Here is a 13,629-nt window from a genome sequence, read left to right as displayed (position 1 = left end):
ATGAAAAAGCACATTTATGATGAAAGTAATGGATTGAGCTACACATTGCATGGAGATTATTACCTGCCGGATCTGGCAGTGAATGAGGAAGAACTGACATATGGTAAATACGGAATGTTGCGAAAACAGTTTCTGAAAGTGCATAGACCGGCACGATATCAGTATTTATTGATGACGGGGGAGCTGACGGCACACTTGAATCGAGTTGATCAGGAAGCCAGAGAACAGGTGAAAATTATGCTGAAGCAGATGGCGGAAAAACAGGGTGTGACGGAACAAATGAAAATGCAGGATCAGATGAAATGGGTTGGTTTAATGAATAGCATCAAAGCCTGTGCAGAAGAAATTGTGTTGAAAGAGAGGGTATATATGTGAGTAGAAAGGGTGATCGAAAGGCTGCTCTTTACAAAGATGATAATAAAAATTGCTGAAAAGGCATGAGTGTTGTAGTGTAAAACTCTTTTGACATTGTGTTTTCCGTTAAGTAAAATATCTTTGATAGACAGATAATGAAAAAATGATTATTCTTGGCTCAGATCAAGAGAACAAATTACTTGCGAAGGGAGGAAATTATATGGAGCTGAGTATACAGATAAAAAAATACCGAACAGAGCTTCATCTATCACAGGAGGAATTGGCAGAAAAGGTATATGTAACAAGACAGACAATTTCTAATTGGGAAAACGAAAAGAGTTATCCTGATATTCATAGCTTGTTACTTCTTAGTTCATTGTTTAATGTATCTCTCGATCAATTAATTAAAGGAGATATAGAGAAAATGAAAGAAATTATTAGCGAGCAAGAAATTAAAAAGTTTAATTATTATGGTTCCATCTATACAGTTCATTTGGCCGTGTTGATTATATCGGCAGTACCTTTGTTTATGTGGATCGGAAGGTATGCGTATATTCCGTTTGGGATTTTATTTATTATTACAATGTACTGGGCGTTAAAGGTTGAAAAACTAAAAAAGAAAAATGATATACAAACCTATAAGGAAATTGTTGCATTTACGGAGGGAAAAAAATTGGATGAACTTCATAAGGCAGTTGAAGTGGGAAAACGTCCTTATCAAAATATATTAAAGGTTATTATCAGTGCGGGTGTTACAGCGATGATTTGCTTCTTAATTGGAGTACTGATGCACGTATTCTTGAATTAATTAAATTTAAGGATATTTTGATTTGTAGAATTATAAAATAGAGCATTTTTCTCGCAGATTTTAACCGGTAGTTAAGAAATCGAAGCCATAATTAAACGAAGGCTCAATTGTAAACACATATTAGAAATACTATAATGAGAATATAAACAGGAGGTAGGAACAATGCAAATTGGTGAGAAGATAAAAAACTATCGGAAAACTGCGGGATTAACACAAGAACAGGTGGCGGATTATTTGGACGTTTCTACTCCTGCGGTAAATAAATGGGAAAAAGGAAACACATATCCAGATATATCATTACTTCCGGCAATTGCTCGATTATTAAAAATTGATATGAATGAATTATTTTCATTTCGTGAAGAATTGACAGAAAAAGAGATTGGACAATTTGTGAATGAGCTTTCGGAAGTTTCATTGGATAGCTTTATAAAAGCTTTTGAGATGGGAAAAAATAAAATAAAGGAATATCCTCATTGTGATTCGTTGATTTATTCAATTGCTACTGTTTTAAATGCGGCGTTAACTTTATCCGATGTCGATGATGAGAAAAAGTTGGAATGCAATAATGTGATTGTTGAATGGCTGGAACGAACTGCTGAAAGTCCGAATGAAAAGGTAAGGATTTCCAGTATTTTTATGCTTGCAGCGAAATATATACAAATGGAAAAATATAAAGAAGCAAATATCTTTTTGGATAAAATTCCAGATACTGTGATAGATGCCACAATTATGAAAACGAATGTACTAGCACACCAGGAAGGGACAGATATTGCAGCGTTCTTTTTAGAGGGAAAACTGATGCAGACAGTTACGAATATACAAAACTATCTGTATAAGTTGATAGAAATGGAAGAAGAAACCGGAAATCATTGTAAAGCAGAGGAGATTGCCGAAATCACAGAACATATGATATCGTTATTTGGTCTGTGGGATTATGGTAAAGTAGTACCACATCTATTGATTGCCGGGTATCGAAAGGATGTAGAAAAATGTATTCAGTTGATAAAAGAAGTGTTGATGGAGTCACAGAAGCCATGGAAGATGGTGGAATCACCTTTATATTACAGATATGCGGATACAGTACAGGGAAAATCTTTTTCAGGCGTCGGAAATAATTTTGTTCGTGCATTAGCTGCAGAAATTGAAAACAAAGAAGAGTATGAATTCTTGAAAGGAAATAAAGAACTGGAGGCGATTTTTGCTCAATATTTGAAATAGCTTGTGATGAAAATATATAGAAATAGATAAAAGCTGTAAAAATCCACGTTGAATTTTACAGCTTTTTGTGTATAATAGAAGTAGCAGAAACAATTTAAAATCAAAGGAAGGAGCTGAAAGAATATGGCAAATATTTTACCAGTATCTGATTTGAGAAATTATAATGAAGTCCTGAAAAACTGCCATAAAGGAGAACCAGTATATCTGACCAAAAATGGCAGAGGACGTTTCGTTGTCATGGATATTGAAGATTATGAGCGTGACCGGGCAGAGAAAAAGCTTCTGATGAAGCTGCAGGAAGCCGAAGAAGCAGTGAAAGACGGAAAAGGCTGGCTGGATCTGGATGAATTGAAAGCTCTTGTGGGGGAATAAGATGTTAAAACTGCGGATCAATCCGATTGTTGCAAAGGATTTGAAGAATATTCGGGATTACATTGCTGAGGATAATGAAGAATATGCTGCAAAGACGATAAAAGAGATTTATGGTAAATTTGAAAATCTTCAGATGTTTCCGGGAATGGGGTCAGATTTATCCAAACGGGTCAGCTTTCGGACAGATTATAAATATGTGATATGGGAAGATTATGTGATTATCTACAAGATCAGTAAAGAATATGTAGAGGTTTATCGTGTAGTTAATCGTTATCAAGATATCACAAGAATTTTTGAATAAAATGAATAGCTAAAATTTGGAAAGAAAAATGAGAATTTTATTTTGGAATACACATAAGAATAAAGATATTAACCCATATATTGCGAGTCTTGTTTTGGATAATGAAATAGATATTCTTGCACTTTCAGAGTATGATGCAAACATAGATGAACTTAATGCAATGTTCAAGGATAATAATCAGCGTTTGATCAAATGTAATACATTAGGCTGCGATAGAATTGATGTTTGGAGTAGCTATGTTAATATAAAATCAGGAATACAGGAAAAATATTATTCGATTCAAATAATAAACGATAGTTTTATATTATGCTGTATACATTTATGTACGGATTTATATGGGGATCATAGTGATGAACGTTTAGCTATTATTCAGAAAATAATGTATGATATACATAAAATTGAAGATAACATTCAAACACAACGAACGATTGTAATAGGAGACATTAATGAAATGCCTTATGGAAGAGGCTGCTTAAATGCAAATGGATTTCATGGATTGCCGGCATTAAATATATCTGATAAACCAACAAGAACAGTAAATGAGATTGAATATCGAAAATTTTACAACCCAATGTGGAATCTTATGGGAGACTTTGATTATCCGCCGGGAACATTTTATGTGAATCAATCAAAACTTCATTCACCGATGTGGTATATGTTAGATCAGGTAATTATAAGTCAAGATGTATTGCCAATATTTAATAAAGATAGTTTAAAGATAATTACGGCATGTAGCTATGCTGACTTAGTAGATGATAGTAAGCATCCTAATCGAAAAATAAGTGATCATTTTCCAATAATGTGTGAAATTGAGGATGAACAAAAATGTGAAAGGGGATAAAAATGGATAAGACAAAATTCTCATTTGATTTGGTTGATAAATATACGCCAGAGGACGTTATAAAAAAATCATTAGTTCAGATTAATGATGCTACGCAAGGGTACGTCAAAGGAAATATTGAAGAATATGGTGGCCCAATACGTTCTTATACTAAACAGACGGGATTGGCAGCAACCTTGAGCTCTATTCAAACAAAATCAGAGACTATTAAAGTCGATATACAAGAAGATTTAGGAGAACAGAGTAAGGAGGATCATAGATATGAAGTTTTTCTTACTGTAAAAGGGTTGGAACATTATAGATATAGATTAATGTTTGTTGATTACGGGGCGATATCTTATCCTGTAACAATTGTATTAAATGAGATGTTAGCAATTGAATACAGTGGAAAGCGGAATGACATATATTATATTGATTCTATGAAAGAACTTGAAAACATGTTGGATGTAGTAATTAATTCGGAAAGTATGATTGATTTTATTCAAAAACTTATAAATGAATCATTGAGGCAGGAAAGAGTGGAAAAAGTAGTTATTAAAGATGAAACATTACCTGAAGAATAAGTGATAACACTTTTATGATAACAAATTGATAACACCGTTCAGTACAGCCTATGGATTTAGGACAGTTGAACACATATAAAACCAAATAGAACCATAATGCCAATACTAAAAAGTATAGTGACAAGATTTTATTTGTGAGTTTGAGTAGCGGACTAAATTGCGAAAAAGCCCATAAATAAAGGTTTTGCGGGATGTCGAAAAGACCAAATGGAGTGCAAATGGAGTTTAAAAATTATTTTTTTCTCTTGTTTATATTCCAGATTCACCTGCAAATTTCGTGAAATCAGTTATTCTCATAAAATAAAATTAGAGTAAATATGAAGAACAGTTTGTTTTGATTGAAGTGATTTTCGTTAAGGCAGACTGTTTTTTTGTTGCCTGCATTTAGAAAACAGATACCACAGAAAGGTTCTTTATTTTCGATGAGCTTAAACTCCATGACACAGTAATCACACTGATGGAGAATTAAAAAACAAGAAAATTTGATAAATTTCGGAAAATGATGTCCGATTTTGTATCTGCCAGTATAGAGTATATGAAGAGATAAATATTCAAAACACAGGAGGTACTGATTATGCAGAACAAATTATTTTTAAAGGCAGCCGATATATGTGAACTTCTGGAAGTAAAACAGACATCGGCTTATGAGATCATCGGAAATCTGAACAAGGAACTGGAAGAACAGGGCTACCTGACGCTTAGAGGAAAAGTTCCGACAAAGTATTTTGTGAAGCGTTTTTACGGTGTGGAAGATACTTGTGAGATTCCACAGGAAGAGGGAAAGGAATGGTTTCATGCGTAAGAGAAAAATGTATTTATCAGTGGAAGACATTGCAGAACTCTTTGGATTATCAGTTTCGTTTGCTTACCGGGTGGTGGAAAGAATGAATGCCGATCTGGCAAGCAAGAACTATTATGTGATTCTCGGTCGGGTGCCAACCCGCTCGCTATGTAGAGGACAAAGGCTCCTTATATCTGGCCTGCTTCATTCTGCAATACCTCCCGTCAGTCTTGTTCTCATGGTTTCCAGCGTCTTAGTCCTGTGCCGCTGGACGGCGCTGCGGGACATTCCCACCACCGCGCCGATCTCGCCGTCCGTCAGTTCCAGGACACAATGCAGTATCAAGATGCTTTGTCCCGGCTGGGGCAAGCTGGCAAAGGCAGCGGCCACCAGCCCGTCGCTGATCTGAAGCTCACAGCCATAGGCCGGAAATATAAAACTGTCGCTGGGGTACTGATCTATCGTGCATAGCGTGTCCAGTTCCGAAAGCGGCAGCGTTTCAAAGGATGTTTCCCAGCCACGCTGACGCTTCCTTTCCCGGAAGTAGTCAACGGCTTCATGGTACAGTACCAGCTTGCAAAAATGGTCAAACTGGCAGCGCCTCCCGTAATCATCAGGGGTAACTTTCATCTTCTCACCCCCTTTCCGTGGGGAGTGAGCAGGATGATCCTGTCCGTTGTCAGGGGCCTATGCTGGCCCTGGTCTGCTGACCGCCTCCTTTTCCATCTGATTTTTTGCCGGAAATGACAATCCGTGAAAATCGACAAAAATCGCCCGGCAGGTCGTAAACCTACCGGGCGACGATTTGAAGCGTTTTGTTGTTTTCTTACATGGTATAGTTCATACTCATAGCCGGAATATTCCCGTGGCGGGGCAAGGCTTTTTTTAACAACCGTAGCAAGAATTCCCTCACCTCTATAGGTGATGGGATGAATTGCACATTCGGGCATGTCTGCTCAAATTCATAAAAAATCGCAAAAACACTTGTTCTGATACAATAAATATATTATAATAGAAAAAAGAACAATATGCTCTTGGAATTTGGACGGTCGAAATAAGCAATAAGTGAGTGTACATAATGAGTTTAGATAATAATTCTCATTCAGTGTTTTTGTTTGATCATGGTTATGAAATATAGCAGAAAGATGCTGGACGATAAGATGTCAGAGAGAACAAAAGAAATCTTTGAAATATAGCACCTGTTGAAACAATCCATCAGTATATAGAGAGTCAGGGTGAGAAAGATAAACCGGGCAGTAAAAATAAGAATCTATCCAAATAAAGAACAGATAACCCAGATAGAGAAGACAATCGGCTGCAGTCGTTTTCTTTATAACCGGATGCTTGCGGATAAGATCCGTTATTATCAGGAAGAAAAAAAGATGCTGAAAAATACGCCGGCCGGATATAAAAAAGAATATCCATGGCTGAAAGAGGTGGATTCTCTTGCGCTGGCGAATGTACAGTTAAATCTGGAAGGGGCTTTCCGGAAATTTTTCCAGGAACCGGGAGTGGGCTTTCCGCATTATAAATCAAAAAAGCACTCGCGGAAATCTTATACAACAAATATGGTAAATGGGAATATCTGTCTGCAGGACAGGTTCCTGAAACTGCCAAAGATGCAGCCGGTAAAAATAAAACTCCACCGTATGATCCCGGAGGAATGGAAGCTGAAATCAGTGACTGTGAGCAAGGAACCATCCGGAAAATATTTTGCCAGCCTGCTGTTCGACTGTGAAAACCAAACAGCGGAGAAAAGACAGGCGGAAAAATTTCTGGGGATTGATTTTGCCATGCATGGAATGTGTGTATTTTCCACCGGTGAAAGGGCCGGATATCCCATGTTTTACCGGAATGCAGAGAAAAAACTTGCCCGGGAACAGAGAAAACTCTCCAGATGTGAAAAGGGCAGCCGTAACTATCAGAAACAGAAGAAAAAGGTTGCTTTATATCATGAAAAGATAAAGAATCAGAGGAAGGATTTCCAGCATAAGCTCAGCCACAGCCTTGCAGAAGACTATGATGCAGTATGTGTGGAGGATCTGAACCTGAAGGGAATAGCCGGAGGCCTGCATTTCGGAAAAGGGATACAGGATAACGGATACGGTCAGTTCCTTTCCATGCTTGGATATAAGTTGGAAGAACGTGGAAAATATCTGATAAAAGTAGACAGATATTTTGCATCCAGCAAGATATGCAGTGTATGCGGACATAAGAAGAAAGAACTGGCATTATCAGAACGGACATACCTGTGCGAATGCGGAAACCAGATGGACCGGGATGTGAATGCGGCGGTCAATATTCTGGAAGAAGGAAAAAGAATATATAAAAAATGTGCATGATAGCACAGAAAAGATCCGTAACCGGATAAAAAAAGAACCGCGGGACACGCGGGGATAGCCTGTTTTAGCTTTGCCCTGAAGGGCAATCGAGCAGGAAGCTCCCACTTCAAAATCTGTAAGATTTAAGTGGCGGGAGCATGTCACGCGGTAGAAGTGGATTAGATTATAATGATAGTAAAACAGCATGGCGGCGTCCTCCCGTGGGCCGCCATGCCTTTAACTGCTGGGAATGACAGAAAGAAAGCAGCGGCCTTGATTTCTCAAAACCGCCACCAGTGAATATAAATTAAGCGTGAAAATGGGTCTGCCCAGCAGCGTTTTTTTTCTTTTCTGCCGCTGGGCAGATGTTTTTTCTTTAGATACATGATAAGAGGAATTTTTGAAGATTCCATAAAGATTTGAAAAATGGACGGACATAAAAGACGTCCATTACACTATCGGAAAATCAGCAAGGAAGTTTCATAGTAACCTTTGCGCCGCCGGTTTCTTTTGAATTTTCTAAAATAAGCTGACCATTATGTTGTTCCATAATCGAATTTGTAATATATAGACCCATACCAAAGTGTAACTTTGAATTGCGGCTTTGATCGCCCATATAGAACCGTTCCTGTGCGTGGCATAATGCCTCTTTAGAAAACCCCGTTCCCTCGTCTGTGATTGAAATTTCCACGAAACCGTTGTTACTCTGAACATCCACATAAAGCGTTCCGCCTTGCGGGGAGTAGTCCAGCCCATTACTGATAACATTCATAATAGCACGTTCTATCAGCACCCTATCAAATTTCAGCATTTGAGGGAGTGAAACAGTATTCATTTGCAGCCGGATTTCTTTTGTCCGGCATAGTGATTCCATATAACCGAACAAGTGCTGCATGAACGCTGGCAAGTCTATACTTTCAATATGGAGCTGATAACCAACCGCCGCCCGTGATATATCAATCAGGGTTTGAATATATGACTGCATCTGGCCGGAGCTTTCCACGACGTAACCAGCGTATAATCGTTGCTCATCATCAAGATTTGTTTCTGTGAGTAAATCAGCATTTCCTTGAATAACCGTCAGAGGCGTTTTCAAATCATGGGCAAGCGCGGCGATTTGCTCTTTCTGTGTCTGTTCGGTTTTCCATTGCCGTTCTAACGAAATTTTCAGATTATCTTTCATATCTGAAAAAGATGCAAGGACATCTTCAAACTCTTTGATTTTGGCGTGTCCTACTTCAAAATCAAGGTTTTGCTTTGAAACCTCCGCAGTTGCTTCAAAAAGCGGGGTCAGTTGTGTACGCAGGTTCTTAGCAAATCTGGCGGTCAGTATGATAATGACCAGCAGCGAATTTACAGCCATCAGGATAAACGCAAGCGTGTCAGGAGATGGAAAATATTCCGGTAGCCATGACACTGTAAATTGAGAACCAATATAATACCTTAAAACGCAAAATTCGTTTTCCCGGACAACAAGTGCAAACTGCCTCCCCGTAGCATATTCAATATATTCTCCCTTTGCGTACAGCAGGGCAATTTCTTTTTCATCATCGTCCATATTGCTGTAAAGCTCATTAAAGTTCTTGTCCAGAATTAAGTAGCCGCATCCCTGTGGAATCACAACCTTTGTAATATCCGGGGCAATCGTCAGCGTTGGAATGATCTCTTTTACCTGCAATTCACTTAGATTTGCTCTTGTAGCTAATCCAGCATTTACAGCAAGTCCCTCCAAACCAACAGGGACAATAATTGCCGCTACCAACATGACAATGAGGGAGATAGCAAACTGGCGAAACAATATTTTCAATGTAGGTTTCTTTTTCACTCCCATTTATATCCTATCCCCCATACGGTGCTGATCGGACTTATTTTGAAATGCTCCAATTTCGCACGAATATTTTTTATATGCGTTGAGATCGTAGAGTTATCGCCTATTCCATCAAACCCGAAAACGGCTTCATAGATTTGTTCTTTTGTAAAAACCTGTCCCCGGTTTTTCGCAAGGTATTCACAGATTGAATACTCGCTTTTGGTAAGGGGAACCGGCTGTTCTGAAACATACAGTACCTTTGCGGAAAGGTCAAATCTTATATCAGGCTCAAATGAAAGTGTGCTGTGATGCTCCCTTTTTTCTCTGCGTAAATGTGCCGCGACACGGGCGCGAAGCTCCTGAATACGAAAAGGTTTCGTAATATAATCATCCGCACCGATGCCCAATCCAAACAATATATCTTCCTCTAATGTCTTTGCGGTCAGAAAGAGAATCGGGCAGTCTACCATATTCCTGATCTGTTTGCAAAACTCAAACCCGTCTGTGCCAGGCATCATCACATCCAAAAGAATGAGGTCATAGAAATGCAGCTTTTTGATGTCTACATCATCCGCATTTTGACAGACTGTTATCAAATATCCATCTTTCCCCAAACTGTTCTTAATCAATTCCAAGATAGAAACTTCATCGTCAACTACAAGTAAGTGGGTCAAAAAATCACCTCCCGCCCCATTATACCACATTGTCGAGGTTACTCATCATTATTTTTAATGTCAGCTTTCCGATATTCATTGTTGATATTTACAGCTACGGCATTGCTTATATCCACATCCACAATACTGTAAACGTAGCCGAAACTGAAATCTTCCCCCGCCACATTTTTGAAGCGTTTCGATACCTGCCCGATTTCTTCTTGCAGTTCTGACATTTCAAGACATTCATCCGTTATGGTATATGTCAGGCCGTTATATGAAATTTCATCATAGTTTGCGGCGTTCAGCTCATAATACGGCAGAGATTCATTTAACGCCTTATTTTTATCGGCGGTATCGCGGAGCGCACCGCAGGCCGATAAGCATATAAGACTTACAAGCACAATTACCACGGCAAACAGGCACTTTTTATTCACTGTTTTTACCTCCCTCCCAACCATGAAACCAAACCAAACTGGCAATCAGCAGACAAACAGTGTAGCATACAGAAATAATCATACCGCTGAAAAAATCGGTTTTTACCTGTGCATACAGTTGGGGGCTATCCCATGCAAGCACAGTGTAATCCATAGCACGAACGCCCCAGGCCCAGGGAATATATTTCCATGTAGCGTCACCAAGCCCTGTTATCATAAGGGCAGCTATTAAACTCCCTGCAATTCCCAATCCCATAGATGCACCTTTTCCGAAGCTCATTCCCACAAACAAATGAATCAGGTAAATGGGAAGCATGGTAATCAACAATAGAATCCCTGCTTTCAGGTAAAGGCTTGCCGGAGCATCCCTATATAGTGCAGCGAATGTTCCTAACGCTAAAAATGTTGCGCCAAAAGCACAGATCATCAGAAAACCAAGTTTACCAATATACGTTGCCATGCGAGATGGGATTGTTCCCAACAAAAGCTGATAATGCCCGGCCTGATTTTCAATCTGAACAACCAGGCCCACAATAATGCCGATCAGAAACGGGAACGCAACGGCCAGCACTTCCAGATAGGCACTGATTTTGGTTGCCAGTTCCCATCTGGATATATGATAGTAACCCGCAAAAATCGCCGCACATATAATCGGAATCATGCTGTGCATATAGAGCAAAATGCTATGTTTACACTTCTGATATTCTGCTTTCCAGCAGCGAACCACAGATACCATAGTTACCCCACCTCCTTTTTCTCAAACCATCTTGCAGTTAAAAATGACAGCGCCGCAAACCAGGCCAGCGAAATGACCAATACAAGTATAATCATCCAAAATGCCATTGCCGTACTCTGATCTGCAACCGGCTCACCATTAGGCAAAATACCTAACACGGAAATCATAAGATGCGGCACCCAGCTATACGGGCAGATCATCCACAAAGAGGTTGTAGCCGTGAAAATCCCTAAAACGCTTCCAAGTCCGGCATTAAGAATAACCGTGACAAAGATACCAACTTTTTTTGATAACCATAAGCACAGCGGAACTTCCCATAGGCTTGCAATGACAATACAAGCTGTTCCGGCCGCAGCCTGCCAAATTCCGATTGTCAGGGGAATTTCGTTGATAACTAATATTGCAAAACCGCCCAACAGATTTAGCGCCAAGAAAATGAAATTCCCCACACAGGAGTAAATACCGGCCACTCCAATTTTTGCTTTCCAGACTTTGTTCTGCGAAACAGGCAATGAAGCAACGGCACGATATTTTAGTTTGCCATTATCCCGCTGTTCAATCAAGGCACAGGTGAGCGTAAGGAATCCAGGATAAAGCAGGATATACCACCAATTATAAGAATTGAGCTGGAACCAAAGAGGGGCAAAAAAGTTCATAAGCGCAGTTACAAACGGGGCCAGAACGATCAGCGTTTTTGTGAAAGTTCTCTTATGCTTTAGGTTCTCTGCCTGAATATATGCCATCTCCATTTAATATCCCTCCTTACCATTTCTGCGAATAACATCCATAAAGAGTTGTTCCAAATCTTCACCGGCGCGAAGCTCTCCCTCATATCCAAGGACGCCGCCAGCAATGATACCCACATGATCTGCAATCTGCTGGACTTCTGACAGAATATGGCTGGACAAAATAACTGTAATCCCTTTGCAGGGAAAAGAGCGAATTAACTCTCGAAGTTCCTCAATCCCTAAAGGGTCAAGGCCGTTAGTCGGTTCATCCAGAATCAAAAGCTGGGGACTGTTCAGCAATGCAATAGCAATACCAAGCCGCTGCTTCATACCAAGAGAAAACTGCCCGGCCCGTTTCTTGCCGGTATTCGTGAGCTGGACAATTTGCAATACCTCGTTAATTCGTGCATCGTCCAGGCCGAGCAATGTAGTTCTGACTTTGAGATTTTCGTATGCAGTCAGATTTTCGTAAAGCGGGGGCATCTCAATCAAAGCACCGATATGCTCCAGATCATTCCGCTTCCACGGGTGGCCGTCAAACTCGATGCTTCCCGATGTGGGGCGCAAAATGCCGGTGAGCATTTTTAAGATCGTGGATTTGCCAGCCCCATTCGGCCCCAGCAGACCATAAACCGAGTTGCGCCGGATGTTCAGTGACACATTGTTTACCGCCATTTGCCCCTTGAAATTTTTGCAGAGGTCAGTCGTTTTCAAAATCATATCCATATAATCAAGTCCTTTCTTTGATTTTACGGATAGCATACCGGGCAATTTTGAAGATTTCATAAAGATTCCCGAAAACAGAATATGAACAATACACCGTAACCGTGGAGCATATCGCAACAAAGCACCAACCTACGCATTTAGGGCCTTAAAAAGCCCTACCGGAATTGAGCGGTCTGGTGTAAAGCGGATACGACTTCATGATCTCCGCCATTCCCATGCCAGAAACAGAAGAGTTTTTCTACCGACTGGGATTAAAAGATGGACTGAATCTGAAAAATACGGTAAAATTAGTATTAGAAATGATATCGTGAAATCGGAATTTATTAAGGAGGATATGGATGAAACTGTTTTTATGTTCGCACTTTTCAAGTGTAGGAAGTTTGATAAAAGAAGAAATTGATAACAAGAAAGTCGCATTTATTCCCACAGCTTCGCTGCGTGAAGGCTATACCGGTTATGTCGGCTCGGCTCGAAAGCTATTCAATAAACTGGGAGCAGCCGTAACTGAAATTGATATTTCAACGGAGGCTTATTTAACGATACAGTCTGTTTTTGAAGATGCGGATGTGATATATTTTACTGGTGGAAATTCTTTCTTCCTTATGGACCAGCTTCGTAAAACGGGAACGGATGAGCTATTGAAGAAGGAATTGGAAAAGGGAAAACTGATGATCGGTGAATCGGCAGGTGCGATTATATGCGCTCCAACTATCCAATATATTGAACAAATGGATGAAAAGCCGGAGGACTACTCACAAGAAGATGATGCAGGGCTTGATTTGATTGATTTCTATGTTCTTCCGCATTATCTTACAGCACCATTTAAGAAAGTTACCGAGAAAATAATGACTGAATTTTCGGATTTGAATCTATCCCCAATTAACAACCGTCAGGGAATTGTAATTGATGGTGAAGGTTCAAAGGTTGTTTGCAAAGACTAATTTGAAAGTTCCAGTTTTTGAAACTGGAAAATCGGAAGC

The 13,629-nt window shown here is 39.7% G+C and carries 17 protein-coding genes; 10 read left to right on the top strand and 7 right to left on the bottom strand.

All coding sequences use genetic code 11. The features are described 5' to 3' along the window. From R8695_RS16040 to R8695_RS16005, 8 genes are all read left to right on the top strand, one after another. Complete coding sequence (locus R8695_RS16040; RefSeq protein ID WP_154779452.1) at positions 1-375, top strand: TnpV protein; 375 nt, start codon at positions 1-3, stop codon at positions 373-375. Positions 376-574: 199 nt separating this feature from the next. Continuing rightward, positions 575-1,162, top strand: coding sequence for a helix-turn-helix transcriptional regulator (locus tag R8695_RS16035; RefSeq protein ID WP_167515429.1), 588 nt, complete (start codon positions 575-577; stop codon positions 1,160-1,162). Between the two features lie 162 nt (positions 1,163-1,324). Beyond that, a complete protein-coding gene (locus R8695_RS16030) occupies positions 1,325-2,380 on the top strand; it encodes a helix-turn-helix domain-containing protein (RefSeq protein ID WP_154779454.1) in 1,056 nt (351 codons plus the stop codon). 123 nt (positions 2,381-2,503) lie between these two features. After that, entirely contained in the window at positions 2,504-2,752 is a 249-nt protein-coding gene (locus R8695_RS16025; RefSeq protein WP_154779455.1) for a type II toxin-antitoxin system prevent-host-death family antitoxin, read from the top strand. A gap of 1 nt (position 2,753) precedes the next feature. Continuing rightward, on the top strand, positions 2,754-3,053 hold the full coding sequence (locus tag R8695_RS16020; RefSeq protein ID WP_154779456.1) for a type II toxin-antitoxin system RelE/ParE family toxin: 300 nt from the start codon (positions 2,754-2,756) through the stop codon (positions 3,051-3,053). Between the two features lie 28 nt (positions 3,054-3,081). Next, a complete protein-coding gene (locus tag R8695_RS16015) occupies positions 3,082-3,894 on the top strand; it encodes an endonuclease/exonuclease/phosphatase (RefSeq protein ID WP_154779457.1) in 813 nt (270 codons plus the stop codon). A 2-nt stretch (positions 3,895-3,896) separates the two neighbouring features. Further along, complete coding sequence (locus tag R8695_RS16010) at positions 3,897-4,457, top strand: hypothetical protein (RefSeq protein ID WP_154779458.1); 561 nt, start codon at positions 3,897-3,899, stop codon at positions 4,455-4,457. A 574-nt stretch (positions 4,458-5,031) separates the two neighbouring features. Beyond that, entirely contained in the window at positions 5,032-5,259 is a 228-nt protein-coding gene (locus R8695_RS16005) for a hypothetical protein (protein WP_008705329.1), read from the top strand. A 183-nt stretch (positions 5,260-5,442) separates the two neighbouring features. Here R8695_RS16005 and R8695_RS16000 read toward each other — a convergent pair whose 3' ends face one another. Then, positions 5,443-5,868: a sigma-70 family RNA polymerase sigma factor gene (locus R8695_RS16000; protein WP_118510262.1), complete on the bottom strand. Its 426-nt coding sequence runs from the start codon at positions 5,866-5,868 to the stop codon at positions 5,443-5,445. 605 nt (positions 5,869-6,473) lie between these two features. Here R8695_RS16000 and R8695_RS15995 point away from each other — a divergent pair. Next, positions 6,474-7,580 (top strand): RNA-guided endonuclease TnpB family protein, encoded by a 1,107-nt coding sequence (locus R8695_RS15995; RefSeq protein WP_154779459.1) that lies wholly within the window; start codon positions 6,474-6,476, stop codon positions 7,578-7,580. A 445-nt stretch (positions 7,581-8,025) separates the two neighbouring features. On the opposite strand, the gene R8695_RS15990 is transcribed toward R8695_RS15995, so the two are convergent. The 6 genes from R8695_RS15990 to R8695_RS15965 are packed head-to-tail and all read right to left on the bottom strand — an operon-like array spanning position 8,026 to position 12,649. After that, a complete protein-coding gene (locus R8695_RS15990) occupies positions 8,026-9,390 on the bottom strand; it encodes a sensor histidine kinase (protein ID WP_154779460.1) in 1,365 nt (454 codons plus the stop codon). Further along, positions 9,381-10,043: a response regulator transcription factor gene (locus R8695_RS15985; protein WP_055056575.1), complete on the bottom strand. Its 663-nt coding sequence runs from the start codon at positions 10,041-10,043 to the stop codon at positions 9,381-9,383. The genes R8695_RS15990 and R8695_RS15985 overlap by 10 nt, the downstream gene beginning before the upstream one ends. 38 nt (positions 10,044-10,081) lie before the next feature. Beyond that, a complete protein-coding gene (locus R8695_RS15980; protein ID WP_025580194.1) occupies positions 10,082-10,459 on the bottom strand; it encodes a NisI/SpaI family lantibiotic immunity lipoprotein in 378 nt (125 codons plus the stop codon). Further along, entirely contained in the window at positions 10,452-11,195 is a 744-nt protein-coding gene (locus tag R8695_RS15975) for a lantibiotic immunity ABC transporter MutG family permease subunit (RefSeq protein ID WP_118509081.1), read from the bottom strand. Before R8695_RS15975 ends, R8695_RS15980 begins: the two co-directional genes overlap by 8 nt. 2 nt (positions 11,196-11,197) lie before the next feature. Further along, positions 11,198-11,944 carry a lantibiotic immunity ABC transporter MutE/EpiE family permease subunit gene (locus tag R8695_RS15970; RefSeq protein ID WP_008705323.1) on the bottom strand — a complete coding sequence of 249 codons (747 nt, stop codon included), beginning with the start codon at positions 11,942-11,944 and terminating at the stop codon, positions 11,198-11,200. Beyond that, entirely contained in the window at positions 11,945-12,649 is a 705-nt protein-coding gene (locus tag R8695_RS15965) for a lantibiotic protection ABC transporter ATP-binding protein (RefSeq protein ID WP_025580190.1), read from the bottom strand. Positions 12,650-12,987: 338 nt separating this feature from the next. Between R8695_RS15965 and R8695_RS15960 the strand changes: the two genes are divergently transcribed. Then, the gene (locus R8695_RS15960; RefSeq protein ID WP_062808204.1) at positions 12,988-13,590 is read left to right on the top strand and encodes a Type 1 glutamine amidotransferase-like domain-containing protein; all 603 of its coding nucleotides are present in this window, start codon (positions 12,988-12,990) and stop codon (positions 13,588-13,590) included. Positions 13,591-13,629 lie beyond the last annotated feature (39 nt).

The organism is Blautia luti, from assembly GCF_033096465.1.
Taxonomy (GTDB): Bacteria; Bacillota; Clostridia; order Lachnospirales; family Lachnospiraceae; genus Blautia_A; species Blautia_A luti.
This window is presented reverse-complemented; position numbering and strand designations above follow the sequence as displayed.